This is a genomic window from Buttiauxella cochleicola, assembly GCF_021282405.1.
GTDB classification, from domain to species: domain Bacteria; phylum Pseudomonadota; class Gammaproteobacteria; order Enterobacterales; family Enterobacteriaceae; genus Buttiauxella; species Buttiauxella massiliensis.
The window spans coordinates 20,708-43,380 of the sequence record NZ_JAJSOU010000014.1; the positions used below are offsets into that span (position 1 = coordinate 20,708).

At 48.7% G+C, this 22,673-nt stretch carries 22 protein-coding genes and 1 pseudogene; 13 read left to right on the plus strand and 10 right to left on the minus strand.

The genetic code is table 11. The features are described from left to right. The first annotated feature begins 81 nt into the window (after nt 1-81). The 5 genes from LVQ79_RS22670 (at nt 82) to LVQ79_RS17545 (ending at nt 4,167) form a co-directional block, all read left to right on the plus strand. Nucleotides 82-171, plus strand: a complete 90-nt coding sequence (locus tag LVQ79_RS22670) for a hypothetical protein (RefSeq protein WP_420535613.1) — start codon at nt 82-84, stop codon at nt 169-171. Further along, nucleotides 152-1,390 carry an Nramp family divalent metal transporter gene (locus LVQ79_RS17530; RefSeq protein ID WP_232865912.1) on the plus strand — a complete coding sequence of 413 codons (1,239 nt, stop codon included), beginning with the start codon at nt 152-154 and terminating at the stop codon, nt 1,388-1,390. The genes LVQ79_RS22670 and LVQ79_RS17530 overlap by 20 nt, the downstream gene beginning before the upstream one ends. Before the next feature lie 479 nt (nt 1,391-1,869). Then, nucleotides 1,870-2,775: a LysR family transcriptional regulator gene (locus LVQ79_RS17535; protein WP_151995192.1), complete on the plus strand. Its 906-nt coding sequence runs from the start codon at nt 1,870-1,872 to the stop codon at nt 2,773-2,775. Nucleotides 2,776-2,851: 76 nt separating this feature from the next. Beyond that, on the plus strand, nt 2,852-3,271 hold the full coding sequence (locus tag LVQ79_RS17540; protein WP_151995191.1) for a hypothetical protein: 420 nt from the start codon (nt 2,852-2,854) through the stop codon (nt 3,269-3,271). A 56-nt stretch (nt 3,272-3,327) separates the two neighbouring features. Then, nucleotides 3,328-4,167: a bestrophin family protein gene (locus tag LVQ79_RS17545; RefSeq protein WP_232865913.1), complete on the plus strand. Its 840-nt coding sequence runs from the start codon at nt 3,328-3,330 to the stop codon at nt 4,165-4,167. A gap of 41 nt (nt 4,168-4,208) precedes the next feature. Here LVQ79_RS17545 and LVQ79_RS17550 read toward each other — a convergent pair whose 3' ends face one another. Together LVQ79_RS17550 and mgrA are read right to left on the minus strand one after the other, a co-directional pair. Next, the gene (locus tag LVQ79_RS17550) at nt 4,209-4,565 is read right to left on the minus strand and encodes a DUF2502 domain-containing protein (RefSeq protein WP_151995189.1); all 357 of its coding nucleotides are present in this window, start codon (nt 4,563-4,565) and stop codon (nt 4,209-4,211) included. A gap of 152 nt (nt 4,566-4,717) precedes the next feature. Next, the gene (mgrA, locus tag LVQ79_RS17555; RefSeq protein ID WP_232865914.1) at nt 4,718-5,707 is read right to left on the minus strand and encodes an L-glyceraldehyde 3-phosphate reductase; all 990 of its coding nucleotides are present in this window, start codon (nt 5,705-5,707) and stop codon (nt 4,718-4,720) included. 182 nt (nt 5,708-5,889) lie between these two features. On the opposite strand from mgrA, the gene LVQ79_RS17560 reads away from it, so the two are divergent. Continuing rightward, nucleotides 5,890-7,548, plus strand: coding sequence for an alpha-keto acid decarboxylase family protein (locus tag LVQ79_RS17560; protein WP_232865915.1), 1,659 nt, complete (start codon nt 5,890-5,892; stop codon nt 7,546-7,548). On the opposite strand, the gene LVQ79_RS17565 is transcribed toward LVQ79_RS17560, so the two are convergent. Then, on the minus strand, nt 7,545-8,780 hold the full coding sequence (locus LVQ79_RS17565) for an ion channel protein (RefSeq protein ID WP_232865916.1): 1,236 nt from the start codon (nt 8,778-8,780) through the stop codon (nt 7,545-7,547). The genes LVQ79_RS17560 and LVQ79_RS17565 overlap by 4 nt on opposite strands. Before the next feature lie 221 nt (nt 8,781-9,001). Here LVQ79_RS17565 and glk point away from each other — a divergent pair, with 221 nt between their 5' ends. Next, entirely contained in the window at nt 9,002-9,967 is a 966-nt protein-coding gene (gene glk / locus LVQ79_RS17570; protein WP_232865917.1) for a glucokinase, read from the plus strand. 30 nt (nt 9,968-9,997) lie between these two features. Here the strand turns inward: glk and LVQ79_RS17575 are convergent, their stop codons facing one another. The 3 genes from LVQ79_RS17575 to LVQ79_RS17585 form a co-directional block, all read right to left on the minus strand. Continuing rightward, nucleotides 9,998-10,729 (minus strand): LytR/AlgR family response regulator transcription factor, encoded by a 732-nt coding sequence (locus LVQ79_RS17575; protein WP_232865918.1) that lies wholly within the window; start codon nt 10,727-10,729, stop codon nt 9,998-10,000. Further along, a complete protein-coding gene (locus tag LVQ79_RS17580) occupies nt 10,726-12,432 on the minus strand; it encodes a sensor histidine kinase (protein ID WP_151995183.1) in 1,707 nt (568 codons plus the stop codon). The genes LVQ79_RS17575 and LVQ79_RS17580 overlap by 4 nt, the downstream gene beginning before the upstream one ends. Before the next feature lie 111 nt (nt 12,433-12,543). Continuing rightward, nucleotides 12,544-13,785, minus strand: coding sequence for a DUF1479 domain-containing protein (locus tag LVQ79_RS17585; protein ID WP_232865919.1), 1,242 nt, complete (start codon nt 13,783-13,785; stop codon nt 12,544-12,546). Between the two features lie 242 nt (nt 13,786-14,027). On the opposite strand from LVQ79_RS17585, the gene alaC reads away from it, so the two are divergent. Continuing rightward, the gene (gene alaC / locus LVQ79_RS17590) at nt 14,028-15,266 is read left to right on the plus strand and encodes an alanine transaminase (protein ID WP_232865920.1); all 1,239 of its coding nucleotides are present in this window, start codon (nt 14,028-14,030) and stop codon (nt 15,264-15,266) included. Nucleotides 15,267-15,318: 52 nt separating this feature from the next. On the opposite strand, the gene ypdK is transcribed toward alaC, so the two are convergent. The 3 genes and pseudogenes from ypdK to LVQ79_RS17600 all read right to left on the minus strand — a co-directional run bounded on the left by ypdK (nt 15,319) and on the right by LVQ79_RS17600 (nt 16,779). Then, nucleotides 15,319-15,393 (minus strand): membrane protein YpdK, encoded by a 75-nt coding sequence (gene ypdK, locus LVQ79_RS22605; protein WP_115631778.1) that lies wholly within the window; start codon nt 15,391-15,393, stop codon nt 15,319-15,321. A 362-nt stretch (nt 15,394-15,755) separates the two neighbouring features. Continuing rightward, nucleotides 15,756-15,935, minus strand: a pseudogene (locus LVQ79_RS17595) (hypothetical protein); the annotation flags it as partial. Nucleotides 15,936-16,083: 148 nt separating this feature from the next. After that, entirely contained in the window at nt 16,084-16,779 is a 696-nt protein-coding gene (locus LVQ79_RS17600; protein WP_232865922.1) for a TetR/AcrR family transcriptional regulator, read from the minus strand. Between the two features lie 82 nt (nt 16,780-16,861). Here LVQ79_RS17600 and LVQ79_RS17605 point away from each other — a divergent pair, with 82 nt between their 5' ends. From LVQ79_RS17605 to LVQ79_RS17620, 4 genes are read left to right on the plus strand one after another with little or no spacing between them, the layout of a single operon-like run. Continuing rightward, on the plus strand, nt 16,862-18,361 hold the full coding sequence (locus LVQ79_RS17605; RefSeq protein WP_232865923.1) for an MDR family MFS transporter: 1,500 nt from the start codon (nt 16,862-16,864) through the stop codon (nt 18,359-18,361). A 47-nt stretch (nt 18,362-18,408) separates the two neighbouring features. After that, a complete protein-coding gene (locus tag LVQ79_RS17610; protein ID WP_232865924.1) occupies nt 18,409-19,176 on the plus strand; it encodes a LamB/YcsF family protein in 768 nt (255 codons plus the stop codon). A gap of 55 nt (nt 19,177-19,231) precedes the next feature. Beyond that, the gene (locus LVQ79_RS17615) at nt 19,232-19,783 is read left to right on the plus strand and encodes a hypothetical protein (protein ID WP_232865925.1); all 552 of its coding nucleotides are present in this window, start codon (nt 19,232-19,234) and stop codon (nt 19,781-19,783) included. Nucleotides 19,784-19,795: 12 nt separating this feature from the next. Further along, complete coding sequence (locus LVQ79_RS17620) at nt 19,796-20,242, plus strand: DUF421 domain-containing protein (RefSeq protein WP_232865926.1); 447 nt, start codon at nt 19,796-19,798, stop codon at nt 20,240-20,242. A 43-nt stretch (nt 20,243-20,285) separates the two neighbouring features. Here the strand turns inward: LVQ79_RS17620 and LVQ79_RS17625 are convergent, their stop codons facing one another. After that, nucleotides 20,286-21,194, minus strand: a complete 909-nt coding sequence (locus tag LVQ79_RS17625) for an SDR family oxidoreductase (RefSeq protein WP_232865927.1) — start codon at nt 21,192-21,194, stop codon at nt 20,286-20,288. A gap of 206 nt (nt 21,195-21,400) precedes the next feature. Here LVQ79_RS17625 and LVQ79_RS17630 point away from each other — a divergent pair, with 206 nt between their 5' ends. Continuing rightward, on the plus strand, nt 21,401-22,603 hold the full coding sequence (locus LVQ79_RS17630; protein ID WP_232865928.1) for a multidrug effflux MFS transporter: 1,203 nt from the start codon (nt 21,401-21,403) through the stop codon (nt 22,601-22,603). The last annotated feature ends 70 nt before the right edge of the window (nt 22,604-22,673 follow it).

Consider the following 22,673-nt stretch of genomic DNA (forward strand, 5'->3'; position numbering starts at 1 on the left):
TAATTAACGGACGATGCTAAATCGTCACCCCAAATCCCTCATTGTTTTCATCTATCAGAGCAATCAGTTTATCTCACTTAAATGAATTTGATAATCATTCTCATTTTTGATAGCTTGAAACATAGCAAAGGCTATATCTCAGAGGCAGATGATGACAAACAGTCGCGTTGACAACAGTGGTACCCGCACAGCGCGCAGATTACGCCTGGCGTTGATGGGGCCGGCTTTTATCGCTGCTATCGGGTATATCGATCCTGGTAACTTTGCTACCAACATTCAGGCCGGGGCCAGCTTTGGCTATAAATTGCTCTGGGTAGTGGTGTGGGCGAACCTGATGGCGATGCTTATCCAAATTCTGTCGGCAAAACTAGGGATTGCCACCGGCAAGAACCTCGCTGAACAAATTCGTGACCACTATCCGCGTCCGGTTGTGTGGCTGTACTGGATACAAGCCGAAATCATTGCCATGGCGACCGATCTGGCCGAATTCATCGGTGCTGCGATTGGTTTTAAATTAATCCTCGGTGTCTCATTGCTGCAAGGTGCGGTACTTACCGGTATTGCAACGTTCCTGATACTGATGTTGCAACGGCGCGGGCAAAAACCGCTCGAAAAAGTGATCGGTGGACTGCTGTTATTTGTGGCCGCGGCTTACATTGTTGAACTGATTTTCTCACAGCCTAAATTGGCTGAATTGGGCAAAGGGATGTTGATCCCAACCTTGCCGACCAGCGAAGCGGTATTTTTAGCCGCCGGAGTGCTGGGTGCGACTATTATGCCGCACGTTATCTATCTTCACTCATCGCTGACCCAGCATATGCACGAAGGCAATCGCGCCGAGCGTTACAGCGCGACAAAATGGGATGTGGGCATCGCAATGACGATTGCCGGATTTGTTAATCTGGCGATGATGGCAACGGCCGCCGCAGCGTTTCACTTCTCTGGCCATACAGGTGTTGCCGATCTCGAAAAGGCATATCTCACGCTTGAGCCACTTTTGAGCCATTCTGCGGCGACAATCTTCGGATTGAGCTTGGTTGCGGCGGGATTGTCATCAACTGTTGTCGGCACGCTGGCAGGGCAGGTCGTGATGCAGGGGTTCGTGCGCTTCTATATACCGCTGTGGGTTCGCCGCTCAGTCACCATGGCACCTTCTTTTATTGTCATCCTGATGGGGCTTGACCCAACGCGCGTTCTTGTTATGAGCCAGGTACTGCTCAGTTTCGGTATCGCACTGGCTCTGGTGCCGCTGCTGATTTTCACCAGCAATGAAAAATTGATGGGGGATTTAGTCAATACCCGGCTGGTAAAACAAGTGGGGTGGGTGATTGTAGCTGTAGTGGTGGCGCTTAACCTGTGGCTGCTAGTTGGTACGGCTTTGGGGTTGTAGATTTATAGCGCTCTGCGGCCACAGTCTTGTGGTCGCGGGTTACATCTTTATAAGTTCATTCATGCATTTGCGTTTATTTATATCCCTTCCCCTGGTGAGTTAGCAGAATATATGCCTGCTAACTCGAACCATAAACATTCCCTGAATCGCAAACGCGATTGCCAATACACCGACAATCATAAAATTGTGATGCCCTAACGCAATAGCACCTAAGAAAATGTCAATAATCGTATTGAGCAATAATATTCCAAAAAGCGGAATGCTCAGCAGTTTTCGATTCGCTATCGAGGTCCACATTATTTATAAATTACCCTGTGTATATTGGTGCCGAACACAGGCAATCATACCTATTAAGACTCTGTTGATTAGTTACTACTTTCAGAACAAATGGGTGTGATTTGTTGAACAATCAGCTCTATCCATCCCACATTATGTTATGTATGATTTATGCTGACGTTTAGAAATATCAGGGTTTTGTCATGTTCAAGCACTTTAATCATATGGCTCTTTTTGCCGCGCTGGTAAAAAACGGCAATTTTACAAGAACCGCTGAAGAATTGAATATGACGAAATCTCGCGTCAGCCAGCAAATAAGTGAACTCGAAGAATATCTTGGTTTACGTTTGCTCAATCGAACAACGCGAAAGATCTCGCTGACATATGCAGGTGAAAGTTATTTGCGATACTGTCAGGAAGTGATAGATGTTGCATTCAGAGCTGATGAGCTCATTCAGTTATTACGTGAAAGCCCAAATGGGAAATTAAGAATAATAGCGCCTCCGGGGTTCATGTACAGTGCCTTACCTGCACCTCACCATGAGTTTTTGAAAGCAAATCCTCAGGTTGAACTTGAACTGGTTACGGCTGACTCATTCTTTGGTTCGGTTAACGATACTTTTGATGTCGCTTACAGAATAGGTAAGCCTTCCGATGACTCTTTCATTGGGCGTTTCCTGGGAACCTTTAATCGATTTATTGTTGCGACGCCGGAGTATGCAGAAAAGCATAATGTCAGTTCACCTGATGAATTGCTTACATGTGATTTAATTACCCATAAAACATGGAAAAGCGTCACTCTTTCTCAAGAAGCTAGCAGCTATAAATTGGTCATGAATTCTCGGCATACCAGCGATAATCTGACTTATATATTGCAACAAGCTTTACAAGGTACAGGGATGGCAATTTTGCCCGAGTACATTGTGGATCCCTATCTAAAAAATGGTCAGCTTAAAATTGCTCTTCCCGACTGGAGTGTGCAGAAAATAGAATTGTGGATGATTTACCCCAGTAATAAAAATAACACTTTGACATTGCGTAATTACATTGATTTTATTCTTCATAGTGATGCCATCAAAGCACTGAGCAAAAATGGAAATACTGACTAGTTAATTCATCATTCATTACTTTTCTGTTTTTTATTATCTATATTTAATCTCAATTTTAAGTGGGAGAGATTATTGTATGCCGCAATACCTATCTTTAAAAGAGTACGCTTCTGATATTCATAGTAAAAAAACAAGTATGGATAGTTTATGGAATAACTACACATTGGTTTTGCTAAAGAATATTACATTAACTGAACGTTTATACCATCACCAGGTAGCAATTTGCCAAAGTAATAATTTGTCTATAAAGCTTTTTGGTTCGATGCAGCTAAACATTATCCGCACCGGTTTTTTAGGCCCTATTATGATTAGCTATCATCCTCTTATACAAGGAGAGAGCATTATAGACATACCCTCTTCATATATTAATCAACAGGGCCTCCTTGACGGAGTGATTCCTCTTTCTGATAAAAAACAGGTTTTTGAGCATTACTTACATAAATTGGTTCCCGTTTATGCACATATGGCAAATTTATGTGTAAAGGATAAAGAATGATAGTCAGGCCTGAGCAACACTGGTTTAGAAGATTGTTCTCATGGAGAGGGTCTATTATGAGGAAAATTTCTCGCCAGTTGCTCTTTTTCGCTATGTTGAATATGGCTTATCTATTTCTACTCCCGCTTTTGCATTTGCATGGTATTGAAGCAAAAGAAAATCCAATTGGTTTTATTGGGATATCCATTTCGATATTTCTTGGCTTCCGTAACAATGCAGCGTGGCTCCGCTATTCTGAGGCCAGAAAGCTTTGGGGAGACTTGTTGATTACCACTCGATCTTTAATGCGGGAAATAAAAAGCACAACAGAAGCTAGTCAGGATGAGATGAAAGTCGTGCTCAATTTTATCGTATGTTATTGCAACATATTAAAATCGATGCTGCGGCATGAAAAAATGCCTGTGGAGGTCACATCGCAAGCCCCATTTATGCTTGAGAGGCTAAATGTTGCCACTCCATGTAATGCTTTGCTTCAGGAGATTGGCAAATGGCTTTTTCGCTATAAGCGAAATTCCCTGGATTACCAGAACTTTAATCATTACCTCAATAATATCAGTACCATTCAGGGTGGGTGTGAACGTATCAGTAATACGCCAATTCCGTTTGCATATTCTTTAATTTTACATCGCACTATTTATATCTATTGTGCGATTTATCCATTGCTGATCATCGACAGCTTTGGGTTTCTTTCTCTGTTGTTTTCATTATTTACCACATATGCATTGCTTGCGCTTGATGCGATTGCTACTGAGCTTGAGGATCCCTTTGGTCGTGAAGATAATGATTTACCCTTGAATGCTATCTGCAACACCATTGAAATTGATTTACGGGAAATGATCCATGATGGGAGGCTTCCTGGAAAAATCACCCCAGATAAAAACTATCGATTGCTGTAATAAAAATGGGAGCCTTAGCTCCCATTTTTAAATCATTAGCCTCAATGGCGATGACCACCGCCGTGCCCACGTCCGTGATCACCACGGCCTCGACCACGATGATCGTCACGATCGTTCCAGCCCGCGCGATAACCTTTCTCAAAGCTGCTACGGCCACGGTCTTTATACCAGCCACGATGGTAGCCGTTATCATGGCGGTGCCAGCCACGGTCACGCCATTCATAATTACGATGCCAGTAATCACGGTCGCGCCAGCCGCCGCCATCCCAGTAATTACCGCGATAATCCTGATCGCCAATTTGAAGCTTAACTGACGGCAGCAGGGTGATTTCGCCCGCATTCGCCATCATTGGTGCAGATGCCAGTAATGCAATCGCAAGAATCAGTGTCCTGAACATACTCTCTCCCCTTACACGGTAACCGCCAGAGCGGCTTGTTAGCGGTATAGTAAGTTGTGGTAACTAAGTGTTTCATCGCCACAACTCCTAATTCGCAGAGGAGAGCACTTTTTGCTAATTTAGTTCGTAATTAAACCAGTTGGTGATAGCGGTTACACTAAAATAGCTTCAATTTCTGCCAGTTCTGCCGCCGTAAAGTGACGATTGGCTAACATGCCGACTGCATCATCAATCTGGCTGGTTTTACTGGCGCCAATCAGCACTGATGTGACTTTGTCACCACGCAGCACCCATGCCAATGCCATTTGGGAAAGTTTCTGCCCGCGACGTTGCGCTATGGCATTCAATTTACGAACTTTTTGCAGTTTTTCCTCTGTGAGCTGGTCAGCATTAAGGAACTTGCTGCCGCTTGCGGCACGGGAATCAGCAGGAATCCCATCAAGATAGCGATCGGTCAGTTGGCCGCCAGCCAGTGGTGAAAAGGCAATGCTACCCACGCCTTTTTCTTGCAGAACGGCCAGTAAACCGCCTTCAACCCAACGCTCAAACATCGAGTAACGTGGTTGGTGGATAAGGCATGGAGTACCAAGGTCATTCAAAATATCAATGGCTTGAGCGGCGAGTTCGGCTGGGTAATTTGAGACGCCAACGTACAGTGCTTTACCTTGACGCACCACGGTATCCAGTGCGCGCATAGTTTCTTCAAGGGGTGTTTCTGGATCCGGGCGATGGTGATAGAAGATGTCAACATACTCCAATCCCATACGCTTCAGGCTTTGATCAAGGCTTGAAATTAAATACTTACGCGATCCCCAATCACCATACGGCCCATCCCACATGGTGTAACCCGCTTTGGACGAAATAATCAGCTCATCACGATATGGAAGGAAATCTTCACGCAGGATACGGCCAAAGTTTTCTTCGGCAGAGCCCGGAGGTGGCCCATAGTTATTGGCCAGATCCAGATGGGTAATCCCGGAATCAAATGCGCGGTGCAACAACTGACGGCTGTTGTCCAGTAACGTGCTGTCGCCAAAATTGTGCCATAAACCCAGAGAAATGGCGGGTAGTTTGAGTCCGCTGCGCCCACAACGACGATATTCCATTGATTCATAACGCGCAGGATTTGCCTGATAGACCATATTAGTTTCCCGGTAAGTGAATAATGCCCAACTTAGTGTATACGTTTTCACAACATTACGGGCTTCAGACTACACCGCAGTTACGTGTAAATCCCTCTTTCCACACCCTTATTCTCATTGATCCTCGACAGCGATCACATATGCCCAATACTCACAGTAAGCCCTCTGAGAAGGAATGAGTTATGTCTTACACTGTCGCAGACTATCTTCTGGACCGATTCACCGAGGCTGGAATTACCCATCTGTTTGGTGTTCCCGGTGACTACAACTTACAGTTTCTGGACAATGTGATTAATAACCCGACCCTTGCCTGGGTGGGGTGTGCCAACGAGCTGAATGCTGCATATGCTGCTGATGGTTATGCTCGCTGTAATGGAGCGGCTGCGGTGCTCACTACCTTTGGGGTTGGAGAGCTCAGTGCCATTAATGGCATCGCTGGAAGTTACGCTGAATATTTACCGGTTATCCATGTAGTCGGCGCGCCATGCCTTGGGGCACAACAGCGCGGCGAGTTAATGCACCACACATTAGGCGACGGTGATTTCCGGCACTTTGCGCGAATGGCACAGGAAGTAACAGTAGCCCAGGCTTCCCTCACTGTAGAAAATGCCTGTTATGAAATCGACCGCGTTTTGCAACAAGCTTTGACCCAACGCCGTCCCGGTTATTTGTTATTACCTGGCGACGTCTCTCAGGCCCCAGCTACTCGCCCAACAAAACCGTTACTTACTTCGCAACAGTCAACCGATCCCGCCTTACTGGCGGAATTTCGTGCCTGTGTACAAGAACGCCTGGCTGAAAGCCGCAGTGTGGCCTTATTGGCGGATTTTCTGGCGTTACGTTTTGGACAGCAAAAAGCGTTGCAACAGTGGATGGATGACACTCCGATGCCTCATGCAACGTTGCTAATGGGCAAAGGGTTATTTGATGAAGGTCAGCAGGGGTTTGTAGGCACTTACAGCGCCGCTGCCAGCGATGCAACGGTGATACAGGCGATTGAAATGGCCGAACTGGTTATCTGCGTGGGCGTTAAGTTTACCGATACGCTTACTGCCGGGTTCACGCAGCATCTTACTCTTCAGCAGACTATCGACATTCAACCAAATGCCACCCGAATCGGCGAACGCTGGTTCAGCTGTATTGCAATGGCGCAAGCCGTGTCGGTCTTGCATCAGTTGTGCAAACACCAGGTTTCCGGCTGGCCCGTGTCAGAGCAAAAGCCGCCAGCACTGCCCGAAGCGACTAGCGGAAAACTAGACCAGCATGCGTTCTGGCAATCCATTCAAAAATTCCTACGCCCGGGAGATATAGTTCTGGCAGACCAGGGAACCGCCGCTTTTGGTGCGGCGACACTGACCCTACCCGCCGGGGTGACTTTTATCAGCCAGCCGTTGTGGGGATCGATAGGTTTTACCCTCCCGGCCGCGTTTGGGGCGCAAACCGCTTGCCCCAATCGTCGCGTGGTATTGCTGGTGGGGGATGGGTCGGCGCAGCTTACGATTCAGGAGATTGGCTCAATGATGCGCGATGGGCAACGCCCGGTGATCTTCTTGCTCAACAATGACGGTTACACCGTTGAGCGGGCCATTCATGGCGCCGAGCAGCGCTATAACGACATCGCGTCCTGGAACTGGACGCAAATTCCGCAGGCGATGAATCTTCACAACCCTGCGCAATGCTGGCGAGTGACTGAGCAAGTGCAGCTTGAAGAAGTAATGCAGAAAGCGGCACTGGCAGAACGACTTACGCTTGTGGAAGTCGTTCTACCGAAACAAGATATTCCCGAACTATTGCAGGCGGTTACGGCAGCGCTTGCTAAGCGCAATGCCGCTAAGGATTAAACCTTAGGCTTCTCCGCCATCATTACCGGTTTACCTGCAAGCATCAGCCAGGCTGGCAGCATCACGATGCACAGCAATGGGAGTAGTTTGATGTCGGGCACCACGGCCATTGCCATAAACAGGCTGAGCCAACCATCACGCGTAACGACTAACACCAGGCCAAGGATGGCGCAAGATAGCGTAATGGCAGCCGGAACTGCTTCAACATGCTGGTGGAGCATCATCCCAAGTGCGACCGCAACGAAAACCACTGGGAATATGCGTCCACCACGGAATCCACATGCAGAAGCAATCACCAATGCCGCCAGTTTTACCACCGCAAACATCAGCAATGTTGCTACAGAGTAATGCTGCCCAGCGGTAAGCTGGCGCATTTCATCCAACCCCTTAAATAGCGTGACTTCACCTCCAATCAGCCCTAACACGCCTAACAGGAAGCCACCAACACCAAGAATTAACACGGGATGTTTTAACTGGTGCATTAAACGATGCATACGTGGAAGGCACCAGACGGCAACCATGCCCAATGCAATAGCGATAGCTGCCACTACGGCGCCACTGAAAATATCAACCAGGCGCAGTTCGGTATATTGCAAAGAAGGCAAAGAGAAATCAGGGTGGAAGAACAAGTCTGTGGTCATTGCTCCGGCTGCTGCTGCCATAAGTGGTGCAAAAAGGCGGTCCCACAAGGGGACATCATTGCTGCCGTTGAGGGTCTGGGAAAATACCAACGCAGCTGCCACCGGCGTGCCGAACAATGCGCCAATGGTTCCGGCTGCGGCAAGAATCGTCCAGTCGAGCGCCCCGACTTTTGGCAACAAGCGTGCGCCAATAGCCACAGCCAGCGCGATATTTACCGCCATAATAGGATGTTCAGGCCCGAGGCTTACACCACCAGCAAGCCCTAGCACTAGCGCAATAATCAAACCCGGCAACGCCATTACGTTGACTGGCGCACCAATCAACGGTTCGGTGGCAGGATCAGGGCCTGCATGGCCAGGCATATAGCGAACCACTAACCCAACCGCAATCCCGGTGAAGGTCAGCATCAATAAAATCCACATCGGGGAATTCATGTCGAGATCGAAGCGTGCGGGCAGTGACACCCATAAATACTTTTGTAAGACAGCGGCAACTTTCATCACCACAATTAATACCAGGCTGGAACAGATCCCAATGACCAGTGCCGGAATGGAAAGAACCAGCATGGTTCTGGCTCGCGGATGGAGCATGATTTTTCCTTAACTAAAATTTTTTAACGCAAAATCGCCACGACATACAGTCTGCCAGATAACACATCTTGCCTTTCAGCAATAAGGGCTGAAACGCTCAAGCTAATCTGTGACGAAGATCTATAATCCCAAGGCACTTCTCATCTGGTCGTTGTTGTTTAGGCTAGCTAATTTTACAGTGTGGCCAGGACTTATTTTGACTTTAGCGGAGCAGTGGAAGAATGACAAAATATGCTTTGGTAGGAGATGTAGGCGGTACCAATGCACGTCTGGCACTGTGCAACGTAGAAAATGGCGACATCACTCAGGCGAAAACCTATTCGGGCCTCGATTTTCCAAGCCTTGAAGCGGTTGTGGTGCATTATCTCAAAGAGCACAGTGTTAGTGTGACTGACGGTTGTATCGCAATTGCTTGTCCGATTACCGGCGACTGGGTGGCGATGACCAACCATACCTGGGCATTCTCTACCGCTGAGATGAAAAAGAATCTTGGCTTTGAACATCTGGAAATCATTAACGACTTCACTGCTGTTTCGATGGCTATTCCGATGATCAAAGATGAGCACCTGATTAAGTTTGGTGGCGGTGAGCCAATCGAAGGCAAACCTGTTGCGGTATATGGTGCAGGTACCGGGCTTGGTGTGGCTCATCTCGTTCACGTTGATAAACGCTGGATTAGCCTACCGGGTGAGGGCGGTCATGTAGATTTTGCGCCAAACAGTGAAGAAGAGGGGATTATCCTCGAGGAACTGCGCACCGAAATCGGCCACGTTTCTGCTGAACGTGTGCTGTCAGGACCAGGTTTGGTGAATCTGTACCGCGCTATTGTTAAATCAGATGGTCGCGAGCCGCAGGGTTATAAACCGAAAGATATTACTGAACGAGCGCTAGAAGATAGCTGCACCGACTGTCGTCGTGCGCTGTCTTTGTTCTGTGTGATCATGGGGCGTTTTGGTGGCAACCTGGCTCTGACGCTGGGAACGTTTGGCGGTGTTTACATAGCAGGTGGGATCGTGCCGCGTTTCCTGGAATTCTTTAAAGCATCCGGTTTCCGTGGTGGTTTTGAAGACAAAGGGCGTTTTAAAGAGTACGTGCAAAGCATCCCCGTGTATCTGATTGTTCACGATCAGCCGGGGCTGCTGGGCGCTGGCGCACATCTGCGTCAAACGCTGGGACAAGTGCTTTAATCTCTTCGGGCGCAAATTCTTGCGCCCGTCTTACAAGCGCATCAACGCACGAAACTCTTTTACCTTGCTGCGACTCACTGGCACCTGAAAATCCAGATCCCGCAGGCGCAAAATATAAGTATTGTTAAACCAGGGCTCTATCTCGCGGATTTTACTCAGGTTTACGCAATATGAACGGTGGCAGCGGAAGAAGTGGCTTTCAGGCAACCTGTGGCAAAACTCGGTGATATTCATCGACATCACATAGGCTTCACGTCGCGTATAAACAAACGTCATTTTCTCGTGCGCTTCGGCGTAATAAATATCGTTGATATCGGTAACGATAATTCGTTCATCTTTTACCAGGTTAATGGTCAGCGCTTCACGGCTAGTAGTGCCGGATGTTGCGGGGGCATTTTGTTGCTGGTAAGCCGCTTCCAGTTTTTGCAGCATGCCGATAATGCGCGATTCCTGGTAAGGCTTCAGAATGTAGTCGAACGCTTCCAGTTCAAACGCTTCTACCGCATGTTCTTTCCAGGCAGTGATAAACACAATAAATGGCTTGTGGGCAAATTTACTGATGTTTTGCGCCAATAACACGCCATCTAAAGAAGGGATGTTTATATCTAAAAAAATAGCGTCAACTTCGTGATGTTGCAGGTATTTCAGTACATCCATACCATCGTCAAATGTACCAACCACTTCCATCTGACTATGTTCTTTTATCAGCCAGTTAAGCTCCTGCTGCGCCAGCACTTCATCTTCTACGATGAGGACTTTCATGCGTTTCCTCCTTGCTGCGACAATAACGGCGGAACGACAGTAGCGGCGTGAGGAATGTAAAACGCGATTTCCGTACCCGGCTCAAGACGGCGGATAACCAACCCCTCGCCATAGAGTAATTTTACGCGATGGTGCACATTTAACAGACCAATTTTATTGCCTGGCATCTCGTTGGCCTCTACACGTTCAATAACTTGCGGATCGATACCATGCCCGGTGTCACGTACCGCAATGCGCACCCGATTCCCGCTCTCTTCCACACTGATGGTGACAACACCTTTGCCTTTACATTGCTGAACGCCATGAACTATCGCGTTCTCAACCAGTGGCTGAATCAGCAGGCTTGGAATCAGGCAGTTAACCTCTTCATCAATGTTATAAATAACCGTTAGCTTATCGCCAAAACGCGCCTGCTCAATGGCAATGTAATCCTTAATTTGATACAGCTCTTTTTTAATGTCGATCTGCTCATCATCTTTTAATTCAATGTTGTAACGCAGATAGCGCGACAGGTTATAGATAAGCTGGCGGGCGGTATCTGGATTCATACGAATAGAGGATGAAATCGCATTTAGTGCGTTGAACAGAAAATGAGGGTTAATTTTGCTTTGCAGAGCGCGTAACTCAGCTTTATTTGCCATTTCACGTAACTGCTCGGCGCGAGAAACTTCCAGTTGAGTGGAGATAATCTGCGAAAGCCCGACCGCCATTTCTTGTAATGTGGAAGTGATCTGGTGTGCGTGGCGGTAATAGATTTTAAGCGTGCCGGTGACGACACCTTTTTCCCATAACGGAATAATTATTAGCGAGTGAATTTCCGGTGTGCGATAAGCCTCATCATCATTACGAATAATGATTTTCCCTTCTCGAATCGCGAGCTGCGTTCTTGGGCTGATACCGTCGTCGTTTTGCTTATAATTGTCTTCGCCAAAGCCGACGTAAGCCAACACTTTGTCGACATCGGTAATAGCTACGGCATCGGCATTAATATCGTCGCGAATAATATTGCAAACCTGGCGCAGCGATTCGCTGTTGACGTTACGAAATAAAGGTAGCGTTTTGTTGGCGATATCCAGCGCCAACTTGGCCTGGCGAGCGGCACTCGCTTCTTTTTCGCTCTCAACGCTTTGCACCAGCACCACAATCAGGCCGATTGAAACGGTGCCGAGGATCATAGGAATACCGATTTTCGAGACGATATCGATTCCTAAATCCACCGACGGCGCCCACAGCACCACCAGAATCATGGTCATGGTTTCACATAACATCGCACCGAAAATACCGACCCGCCAGTGCTGCTCTTTCGGGACTTTGCGGTTGATTAACCCGGAGATAATCCCGGCAACAATACTGGTAATTAGGCAGGGGACGGCAGTAATCCCATCGACATCAATCAAATAGCGATGTAGCCCGGCGATAATCCCGGTAATGATGCCCACCCAAGGGCCAAATAAAATCCCGCCCGCCATTACCGCGATAATACGCACGTTCACCAGCGAGCCTTCGACGTGTACACCAGACCAGGTGCTGAACAAGGCGAACATTGAGAAAATAGCGGTGACCGCTAGTAACTCTTTGGGCGTGTGGGCGTTTTTATGCAGCAGCTCGCGGAACAGACGGATGCGAATTAAAAAGAACAGGCAAATCAGCATCAGCGCCGCGCGGTCAAATACCGCCATCAGCATGTCAAAAGTTTCGTGCACGGTTAACTCGCGTGACTAAGAATGGAACGGCAATGATAAGGAAATTACTGAGTGGTTACCAGAAACGTGGGTTAATCCCCTCTCCCTGGGGAGAGGGTTAGGGTGAAGGGGTTACTTGCTGCCTAACTGCTCGCGTCCAGCCGCACTCAAATCTGCCGGAGTCGCACGCCCGTCAAAATCGATCTCAAAATCATCGGCCGCAAAATCTGGCGGTGATTTTCCTTCAACAAATGCTGGCCACTGGCGCTCGAGGTATGCGGCGTTTTTCTCGCACCACGGAGCCGCAGCGATATACATCACGTTACTGTCGAATTCTCCAAGGTGTTCATTTTCAACGGCATGGATCACATCGCAGTGCCAGAACACGGTATCGCCTGCTTCCATATCCGGAATTGAGGAAATCCCTGTTAATAAAAGGGGATGCCACTGCTCGTTAATAGAAAGAGCGCGTCCCGGCTTCGCTTCGCACAGAGATTCTTCAGGCACATCGTCTTGCAAAGCGCGCAGTAAGATATAGGCCATCGCGTTCGCTACGGGCAGCAAAGTCAGCGTGCCACCGTGTTTGCGTTGCGGGCTAAGTGCCGTCCAACCCTGGAAAGTACGGAACATGGAGCACACTGCTGGGGATGGAAATTCACGTACTTCGGTTCGGCCTTCCGCAGCAAATGGATTGTAATTTTGCCAGTCACCTGCAAACACATGGCGGTAAACATGGCGGAAATTCTCATCCAGCCAGCGCTCAACTGAACCGCCGTCGACATGTGGAGATAGACCCAAAGAGTTAGAGCGCGGCGGGCGGCGACGGGTACGGTCGGCGTAGCTCACCACGCGATCCGGGTCGAAATACTGCTTACCGTTGCTTTCGGTTTCCCATAAATTATTCAGGAAAACCTGTACCGCTTTCATACGAGCATGCTGTCGAGCTTCAACTTGTGGTTTAGACCAGTAAATACCGTAAATTTGCGGCTTACTGGCGGCAAGATTGCCAAAGTAGTTATCTTCTGCAGCATTCTTTAGTTTTTCGACAAAGTTATTCCGCTCCAGGTAATTTCCCACTTCTTCATTCCAGGCTTGAGCCTGGGATTCTGGGAATACACCTTTTACAGTGCAGCAACCGCGCTGGCGAATCAGGGCTTTTTGTTGCTCACTGACACGATTGTTGACGATATCGTCGGCATTAATTTGCGGCACCGGGTTTTCACCACGGGCCATCTCATCACGGATAGCGTCAATCTGGCGCTGCATATCGCCTTCGAGTTGTGCAAATACAGCTTTGTAGTCAGGCAATTCATGGCGAAGCTTTTGTTTTATCTCACGGATTGCATGCGGTAAGTCATCAATGTGTAGGGTCATGGCGAAACTCCACGTCTTTTTGAAAGAGGTTATATGAATGTTGCGACATGGTTAATGTAATCGATGGTCATCAAATAAAATAGGGATTAGCTTCAAGTGAAGCATCCTCTTTTGTGCGTCGTAAAAATATTTCGCTTTTCCTCTCGACAGATGATTTTTATTCAGGCTATTTTCTAAGCAAGCCACATCATGTGGCAGCGTCGCTCGGACGGTCCGGGCGCTAACGTTAATCTGAGGAATTTATGGCTGACTCCAGTCCAAAACGTCGTTTTTCGCGTATCGATCGTCTCCCTCCGTATGTATTTAACATCACCGCTGAGCTGAAAATGGCGGCACGTCGTCGCGGTGAAGATATTATCGATTTCAGTATGGGCAACCCTGATGGCCCAACACCGCCGCACATCGTCGAGAAACTTTGTACCGTTGCACAGCGTGAAGATACCCATGGTTACTCGACTTCCCGAGGCATACCACGCTTGCGCCGCGCGATTTCGCGCTGGTACAAAGACCGCTATGACGTCGAAATTGACCCTGAAAGCGAAGCGATTGTCACTATTGGCTCGAAAGAAGGACTGGCGCACCTGATGCTGGCAACGCTCGATCATGGCGATATGGTGTTGGTACCAAACCCAAGTTACCCGATTCATATTTACGGTGCGGTCATCGCCGGTGCGCAAGTTCGCTCGGTGCCGCTGGTGGAAGGCGTCGACTTCTTTGCCGAGCTGGAGCGGGCTATTCGCGAAAGCTATCCAAAACCGAAAATGATGATCCTCGGCTTCCCGTCGAACCCAACAGCACAATGTGTTGAACTCGAGTTTTTCGAAAAGGTTGTCGCTTTAGCAAAACGCTACGACGTACTAGTGGTGCATGATTTAGCCTACGCCGATATCGTCTATGACGGCTGGAAAGCCCCGTCAATAATGGAAGTCCCAGGTGCGCGAGATGTGGCCGTTGAATTCTTCACCCTGTCGAAAAGCTACAATATGGCGGGATGGCGCATTGGTTTTATGGTGGGCAATAAAGAGTTAGTCAACGCGCTTGCCAGGATCAAAAGCTACCATGACTACGGCACATTCACTCCGCTACAGGTTGCGGCAATTGCGGCACTCGAAGGGGACCAGCAGTGTGTACGTGATATCGCCGAGCAGTACAAACGCCGCCGCGACGTCTTAGTTAAGGGGTTGCATGAAGCGGGCTGGATGGTTGAGTGCCCAAAAGCGTCAATGTATGTATGGGCGAAAATCCCTGAGCAGTACGCGCAGATGGGGTCACTGGAGTTTGCTAAAAAGCTGCTTCAGGATGCGAAAGTATGCGTTTCGCCAGGCGTTGGGTTTGGTGATTACGGCGACACGCATGTTCGCTTTGCTCTCATTGAAAATCGCGACCGCATTCGTCAGGCAGTACGAGGCATTAAAGCGATGTTCCGTACGGACGGCCTATTACCAACCACACAGAAATCTTCTTCAGATTTAGCCGAATAAAAACGAAAACAGGAGCCTTATGGCTCCTGTCTCTCATTGTTTGATATTCCGGTTATTCAACCATCATCACAAACGTACCAACCCACACTAACAAAATGAACGATAAGCCCATCATGAAATATTTCACGTTACATTGCTCCGCGCGTGTTTCCGCGCAATCTTGCTAAAAATTCAGTATAGAAAGATGAAACCGCAGCTCGGGTATTTTGGGATTTACTTCACTCGATATAGCCGTTTCATATTGCATTTTGATGGCGATTCATTGATTCGCCGGCGCTAATGTACTCCCCCTATCAGGCTAAATACAAGCGCCAACAAACCGCTAAGACATTCATTTTTTAAACTTTACATTTCACATAAATAAATGGTTATAAAGTCAACTAAATTCAATTGGTTATACGTTTTTATGTCTGGCGGGGATCAGATGAAGAACAGGCTCTTTCGAGCCTGTGTTAGCGATGATTATCAGACTTATTTTACTGCGTCGTGGGCATTTTCCATTGCCTGTTTCATCGCAACGCTATTGATGGAATTCTGACGATTCTGCTCGGCGAGATAGCAGGTATCTTTGCTGATTCCCTGCGCCTGGCATTCCGCCATACGCTGTGCCGGAGAGCTACAACCAGCCAGTGCTGCGGCCATAACTAACATCAACATTACTTTTTTCATTGCTGTTTAACCCAAAATAGAGAAGAAGCCGCCGAAGCGAAACGCCATAATCTGGCGCGAGCATAATCCATCATTTTTAATAGGGGTAAACTAAGAAAAAGCCTAATCATTGATTTGGGTGATGAATGGTGATGGAAATAATTGATTTTTAGTCTACGTGCTGATTACCCACCCCAGATTTCAGCAGTGCGGCAATATGAAGTGAAAGCCTTTCAGCACTCAGGTTGGTGTCACCTTTACGAATTTCCTGTTGCAGGCGAGCAACAGGCATTAGCGTTAAACCGAACAAAGAGATGAACAAAAACTCCGGGTCAAGATCGGGATTTAAGAGTCCTTCATCCTGCCATTTGTGAATCCAGTTCACCGCCGACTGTTTTTCTTTGGAGCCAAAACGGGCATCAATTCGTTGCTTCAGTAACCCGGTTTCACTCAGTACTTCTCTTATCCAAAGCGGCGCAAACCATGGGTACAGCAAAGAGACATCAATGAATTTCTGTGTCAATGCGGTCAGCGCACCCACCGGGTCGTTTGGGTGTTGCTCAAAAGCGCCACCCATTGATGCCCGCGCTGGCATATAACGCTCATCAATTAATACATCCAGTAATTGTTCGCGGGTCTTGAAATAGTAATGCAGCATGGCAGGTGTCACACCAGCAGCAGAGGCAATGGCGCTCAGAGGGGTTTGTGCAATCCCCTGATTTGAAAATAGCTTCAGCGCAATATCAATCAAATGCTCACGTTTATCGGTGCTCTTACTGGTACCCGCTGGGCGGCCAGGGCGGCGACGTTTTTGGCCATTATCAATATGATTTTCGGATTTATCAGGGCCGTTTTCAGGTGACATTTTGTGCGCACTCCATTGACCGTGTGAAACTAATCCATCTATATTAATTATCCAGTTAATTAATTACAAGCCGATAGATAAAATGACAGTCACCGAAACACCCCAGACAGAAACGCAACAGCAAACGACATCGATTCGTTTGCTGTTTTCCGCGCTGATGCTGGTCATGCTGCTTGCGGCACTCGACCAGACCATCGTGTCTACCGCCTTGCCGACGATCGTCAGCGAGTTGGGTGGGCTGGAAAAACTCTCCTGGGTGGTGACCGCTTATTTGCTCTCTTCAACAATTGTGGTGCCGCTATACGGTAAATTTGGCGACTTGCTTGGGCGAAAAATCGTTCTGCAGGTCGCTATTGTGCTGTTCTTACTTGGCTCGGCATTGTGCGGCCTGGCGCAGAATATGACACAGCTGATTCTAATGCGTGCGTTGCAGGGGCTGGGCGGCGGTGGTCTGATGGTCGTGACAATGGCGGCAGTGGGTGATGTTATCCCTCCGGCTGACCGTGGGAAATATCAGGGCTTATTTGGCGGGGTGTTTGGGCTTGCTACAGTCATTGGGCCGCTGATTGGTGGTTTTCTGGTTGAGCATTTTTCCTGGCGCTGGATTTTTTACATCAACCTGCCGCTGGGTATTTTTGCGCTGCTGGTCATAGGTGCAGTGCTGAAACCGCAAACGGCGCGCATTCGCCACCAAATTGACTTCCTTGGTGCGGGTTATCTTGCGGCGTCGCTCACTTGTTTGATTCTGTTTACCAGCCAGGGCGGCACGGTAATGGCGTGGTCCGATCCCCAATTGTGGTGCATATTTGCTTTCTTCGTGGTGACGCTTGGTGGCTTTATTTATGAAGAACAACGGGCTTTTGAGCCAATCATTCCGCTCGGCCTGTTTCGCGATCGTACCTTCCTATTAAGTTGTCTGATTGGTTTTATCATCGGCATGTCGCTGTTTGGTTCTATGACTTTCCTGCCGCTCTATTTGCAGGTGGTGAAGTCATCCACGCCGACGGAAGCGGGGATTCAGTTGCTACCGCTGATGGGCGGACTCATGCTGACTTCGATTATTAGCGGGCGCATCATCAGCAAAATTGGGCGTTATCGTATCTTCCCCATTCTTGGCACGTTGGTGACGTTCATTGCCATGGCATTGCTCGGTACGCTGAAAATAGATACGTCGATCCACATTCTTTATCTGTATATCGCGTTGCTGGGATTTGGCCTCGGGATGGTTATGCAGGTGCTGATACTGGCGGTACAAAATAGCGTTGAGCAGAAACTGATTGGGGTTGCGACCTCCAGTACTACGCTGTTCCGCCAGATTGGTGGTTCGATAGGTGTCGCGGCTTTCGGTGCGATTTTTACTAACGTGCTGCAAAACAAACTTATTGAGTTGATCCCACCGGATGTTCAGCTGCCACACCAACTGGGTGCTAAAGCGGTACATGAACTTCCGGCAGCGCTGCAGAATGATTATTTGCAGGCATTTGGGACGGCACTGCACTCGGTGTACATGATTTCGGCGTGTGTTGTAGTACTCGCTTTTTTGCTCTCATTACTGATGAAAGATGTCCCGCTACGCAAATAATGTATGCTAATTATCAGTAGATAAGTGTGCGGGCGAAGAGGGCAGTGATGGTCACGGCGATAGATTTAAATAGCGATTTAGGTGAGAGTTTTGGCGCGTGGACGATGGGTGATGACGCCGCGATACTGAAACTTGTCAGCAGCGCCAATGTTGCCTGCGGTTTCCATGCCGGTTCCCCAGCTGCACTGTTATCAACACTGCGAGAGGCAGCCCAGCAGGGCGTGGCAATTGGTGCGCACGTCTCCTATCCCGATTTAGTGGGGTTTGGTCGTCGCAATATGGACGTTGCCCGTGATGAATTAATCGCTGATGTGATTTACCAGATTGGCGCACTGCAAGGCCTGGCGAAAGCGGCGGGCACCGAAGTGCGTTATGTAAAACCACATGGTGCGCTCTATAACACTATCGCCCAGGACGAGCGGCAGGCTTTGGCGGTCATCGACGCAATCCTTGCCATTGACCCTCGTTTACCGCTGGTGGGCCTTGCGGGTTCCCTGGTGCTGGATTTGGCACAGGAAAAAGGGCTGCGAACTATTTCTGAAGCCTTTGCCGACCGCGCCTATCACGCTAATGGTACGCTGGTTTCTCGGCGTGAGGCCGGCTCCGTACTGCATGATGCGCAGCTCATAGCGCAGCGTATGCTGCAACTGATTACCGAGGGTGGCGTGACATCCATCGAAGGACAGTTTACCCCTATCAAAGCCGACTCCATCTGTGTACATGGCGACAGCCCAGGCGCTATCGAAATAGCTCGTCAGATTCGTAACCTGCTGGAAGAGAAGGGCATTGCTATTCGAGCTTTCGCTGCCAGTTAATCAAAACGCGACGGTGGCGCACCTTCAATGCGTTGACTAGACTTCAAAAGTCGCAGTGAGCTTATTCTCGCGGCAGCCCCTTTCCTGCCGGATGAAAATAATGAAAACCGCGCCCGCCGATAAATCTTCACCCGTTGTCGAAAAACCGTTCTGGCTGAACTTTGACTTTCAGGTGCGGCGCTATGGTTTTGTCCTGCTATTGCTGATTGTTGCCGCCGCCTTGTGCGGGATATTTTCAAAGGGTTATCTGAGTGATACTTACCTTTCCAATACCAATGGCTCGCTTTCCCTCCATTATGAAAAATTCAATCGGCTGATGAGTGATGCTGACATGAAAATTGTTTCAGTCTCATCCCCTGGTGATCGCAACCGTATTATTTTTGGCGGTGATTTTATGGAGAGTTTTCGCGTTGATTCTCTGCAACCGCAGCCGGATAAAATGTACAGCCTCAATGGAGAAATGATCATTGAATATGACAAACCTACAGCTGGTGCACAGCAAATACTGTGGCTAAGTCTTACCCCGATGAAAGCAGGCCTGATTAAAAGCACGATAGCGGTTGATGGCGGACCGGATATTACGTTCCGGCAAATTATCTATCCCTGAGGTGGCCAGACAATGGATATGGTATTAAGGGCTCTCGCCATTTACTTGATATTGATGGTGGTTTTTAAGATTGCCGGCCGGCGTGCCTTGCTGCAAATGACCTCTTTTGACCTGATATTACTGCTGATTATTAGTGAGGCCACCCAACAAGCATTACTGGGAAATGATTTTTCAGTGACCGGAGCGATGATTACGATCGTCACTTTAATTGTGGTGGATATGCTGTTTGGCATGATTAAAAAATATCTGCCGGGAGCGGATGACCTACTTGATGGAACGCCGGTCATTCTGGTGGAAAATGGCTACCTTTTTCAGGACAAAATGAAAAAAGCCGATATTTCCTGCGACGATATTTTGTTAATGGCGAGAGTTGACCACGGCATTACCCGGCTTGCTGAAATTAAGTTTGCGATTCTGGAAACCAACGGCCATATCTCCATCGTCCCAGAATCCAAATAAAGCTCCAGAACGGAGAAAAGCATCTCCGTTCTGTGCCCGCACTTTATAGCGTCCCGGTACCACCATCTGAACACCATACCTGGCCTGACGTAAAGCTCGACTCGGGCGAGGCCAGTGTCACATACAGTCCGGCAATTTCCGCTGGCTGCCCTGGTCTGCCAAGTGGTGCGGACTCACCGAACTTTTCAATTTTCTCTTGTGGCTGGCCGCCGGAACACTGCAAAACAGTCCAGTAAGGGCCGGGCGCTACTGCATTTACCCTGATGCCTTCTGGCCCAAGCTGTTTTGCCAGTGACTTAGTGAATGCCACGATGGCGGCTTTGGTTTGGGCATAATCGAGCAAAATTTCGCTTGGAAGATATGCCTGAACCGACGAGGTATTAATAATAGAGGCACCGCGCGGCAGATAATCTAACGCGGCTTTAGTTATCCAGAACATGGCGTAAACATTGGTTTTGAACGTCGCGTCAAAGGCTTCTGTAGTGAGATCTTTAATCGACTCGCAATACTGCTGACGACCCGCATTGTTCACCAGCAGATCCAATCCCTCTAGCTGTTGCGCAGCCTGTTTCACCAGCTGTTGGCAAAACGACTCTTCACGAATATCACCGGGAATGGCAACCGCTTTGCGCCCGGCAGCGCGAATCAGTTCGATAACCTCTTTAGCATCGTCCTCTTCTTCAGGCAGATAGTTAATTGCAACATCCGCTCCTTCACGCGCAAAGGCGATAGCCACCGCGCGACCAATCCCGGAATCACCACCGGTTATCAGCGCTTTTTTCCCCGCCAGACGGCCACTACCTTTATAGGAGGTTTCGCCGTGATCGGGACGCGGCGTCATTTTCCCTGCAAGCCCAGGGAAAGGCTGTTTTTGATGGGGAAAGGGTGGAGTGGGGAATTGATCGGCGTGTGTCTCGTTACGGGTTGCAGGTATGTTTTTGTTATCACTCATACTTTTCTCCTGTTGGCATTTCAAACGCAGACAGTAAGCATAGGACAAACTCGCCAGACGGTGGGCCTGAGCAGGAGAACCAGGATTTCCCCTGGCGGTGCTCCCATTGATGAGCACGATTCATAATGGCTATCCGATTATGCGGGATTATCTTTTTGTGCGCAGTCGCTACTATAAGCGCCTGTCTTATTCGGATACCAAATTCTATGATTGACTCTCAGGCGCGCGTGCAGACGGCAGCGAGTAAAACGGCTGGCCTCTCCTTCGTGATTATTCTTAGCGCGTTAATGGCGTTCACTTCTTTATCGACTGATATTTATTTGCCTGCTATGCCGTTAATGGCCCAGGACCTACACGGCAATGCGGAACTGACGATCACGGGGTTCTTAATGGGCTTTTGTATCGCCCAACTGATTTGGGGGCCGTTAAGCGATCATTTTGGCCGCCGCCTGCTGTTATTTATTGGTATGGCGCTGTTTATGATCGGATCTGTGGGCTGCGCACTTTCCACCGACATTTCGCAGATTGTTTTCTGGCGCGTGTTTCAGGCTCTGGGCGCATGCACCGGACCGATGCTGGCGCGAGCCATGATCCGTGATTTGTTTAGCCGTACACGTGCCGCGCAAATGCTTTCTACGTTAATGATCATTATGGCGATTGCACCCATTGCCGGGCCACTGCTCGGTGGGCAGATGATCAAATTCACCACCTGGCACTCCATTTTTTGGCTATTGGCGGTAATTGGTGGGGTGATGTTTGTTTCACTGTTCTGGTTGCCTGAAACATTGCCGCAAGAAAAGCGGGTAAAAGCCTCGTTACCCAGCGCATTTCGTAACTACTACGCGCTACTAACGAATACTACTTTCATGCGTTTTACCCTGTGCCTGACCTTCTATTACGTCGCGGCCTACGCGTTTATTACCGGATCGCCATTTGTCTACATCACTTATTTTGGCGTGGAGCCGCAGCACTACGGTTGGCTATTTGCGTTGAACATTGTTGGGCTGATGGGCATGAGCGTGATAAACCGCCGTCTGGTTCAGCACTATTCGCTCGAAGTACTGCTGAAATTCGCGGTGGTGACTGCTGCCGTTGCCGCTCTGGTTCTGGCCGCTGCTGCGAAGCTGGAAATCGGTGGGCTGATTTTGATTGTGGCTGCGGTTTTTGTCTTCTTATCGATGAACGGCATTATTGCAGCAACCTCTACCGCCGCCGCGCTGGATTCCGTGCCAAACGTTGCCGGCTCTGCATCCGCCTTAATGGGGTCATTGCAGTACGGTAGCGGGATTATCTCTTCGTTGTTGTTGGCGCTGCTCAGTGATGGAACGCCGTGGACGATGGCCTGGATTATTGGGTTGTTTACCGTGGCCAGTGCGGTAATGGCACTGACCACGAAAAGCACCCAGTAAATATCAATACTTTGTGCTGCCCTCAGCGTTGAATGATTCACCCTGAAAACTCGATGTGTAATACCATTTA

What these genes read in the sequence shown, in the direction of transcription:
- LVQ79_RS22670 (WP_420535613.1), top strand. Translation starts at nt 82, where the DNA reads ATGAATTTGATAATCATTCTCATTTTTGATAGCTTGAAACATAGCAAA.
- LVQ79_RS17530 (WP_232865912.1), top strand. Translation starts at nt 152, where the DNA reads ATGACAAACAGTCGCGTTGACAACAGTGGTACCCGCACAGCGCGCAGA.
- LVQ79_RS17535 (WP_151995192.1), top strand. Translation starts at nt 1,870, where the DNA reads ATGTTCAAGCACTTTAATCATATGGCTCTTTTTGCCGCGCTGGTAAAA.
- LVQ79_RS17540 (WP_151995191.1), top strand. Translation starts at nt 2,852, where the DNA reads ATGCCGCAATACCTATCTTTAAAAGAGTACGCTTCTGATATTCATAGT.
- LVQ79_RS17545 (WP_232865913.1), top strand. Translation starts at nt 3,328, where the DNA reads ATGAGGAAAATTTCTCGCCAGTTGCTCTTTTTCGCTATGTTGAATATG.
- LVQ79_RS17550 (WP_151995189.1), bottom strand. Translation starts at nt 4,565, where the DNA reads ATGTTCAGGACACTGATTCTTGCGATTGCATTACTGGCATCTGCACCA.
- mgrA (WP_232865914.1), bottom strand. Translation starts at nt 5,707, where the DNA reads ATGGTCTATCAGGCAAATCCTGCGCGTTATGAATCAATGGAATATCGT.
- LVQ79_RS17560 (WP_232865915.1), top strand. Translation starts at nt 5,890, where the DNA reads ATGTCTTACACTGTCGCAGACTATCTTCTGGACCGATTCACCGAGGCT.
- LVQ79_RS17565 (WP_232865916.1), bottom strand. Translation starts at nt 8,780, where the DNA reads ATGCTCCATCCGCGAGCCAGAACCATGCTGGTTCTTTCCATTCCGGCA.
- glk (WP_232865917.1), top strand. Translation starts at nt 9,002, where the DNA reads ATGACAAAATATGCTTTGGTAGGAGATGTAGGCGGTACCAATGCACGT.
- LVQ79_RS17575 (WP_232865918.1), bottom strand. Translation starts at nt 10,729, where the DNA reads ATGAAAGTCCTCATCGTAGAAGATGAAGTGCTGGCGCAGCAGGAGCTT.
- LVQ79_RS17585 (WP_232865919.1), bottom strand. Translation starts at nt 13,785, where the DNA reads ATGACCCTACACATTGATGACTTACCGCATGCAATCCGTGAGATAAAA.
- alaC (WP_232865920.1), top strand. Translation starts at nt 14,028, where the DNA reads ATGGCTGACTCCAGTCCAAAACGTCGTTTTTCGCGTATCGATCGTCTC.
- LVQ79_RS17600 (WP_232865922.1), bottom strand. Translation starts at nt 16,779, where the DNA reads ATGTCACCTGAAAACGGCCCTGATAAATCCGAAAATCATATTGATAAT.
- LVQ79_RS17605 (WP_232865923.1), top strand. Translation starts at nt 16,862, where the DNA reads ATGACAGTCACCGAAACACCCCAGACAGAAACGCAACAGCAAACGACA.
- LVQ79_RS17610 (WP_232865924.1), top strand. Translation starts at nt 18,409, where the DNA reads ATGGTCACGGCGATAGATTTAAATAGCGATTTAGGTGAGAGTTTTGGC.
- LVQ79_RS17620 (WP_232865926.1), top strand. Translation starts at nt 19,796, where the DNA reads ATGGATATGGTATTAAGGGCTCTCGCCATTTACTTGATATTGATGGTG.
- LVQ79_RS17625 (WP_232865927.1), bottom strand. Translation starts at nt 21,194, where the DNA reads ATGAGTGATAACAAAAACATACCTGCAACCCGTAACGAGACACACGCC.
- LVQ79_RS17630 (WP_232865928.1), top strand. Translation starts at nt 21,401, where the DNA reads ATGATTGACTCTCAGGCGCGCGTGCAGACGGCAGCGAGTAAAACGGCT.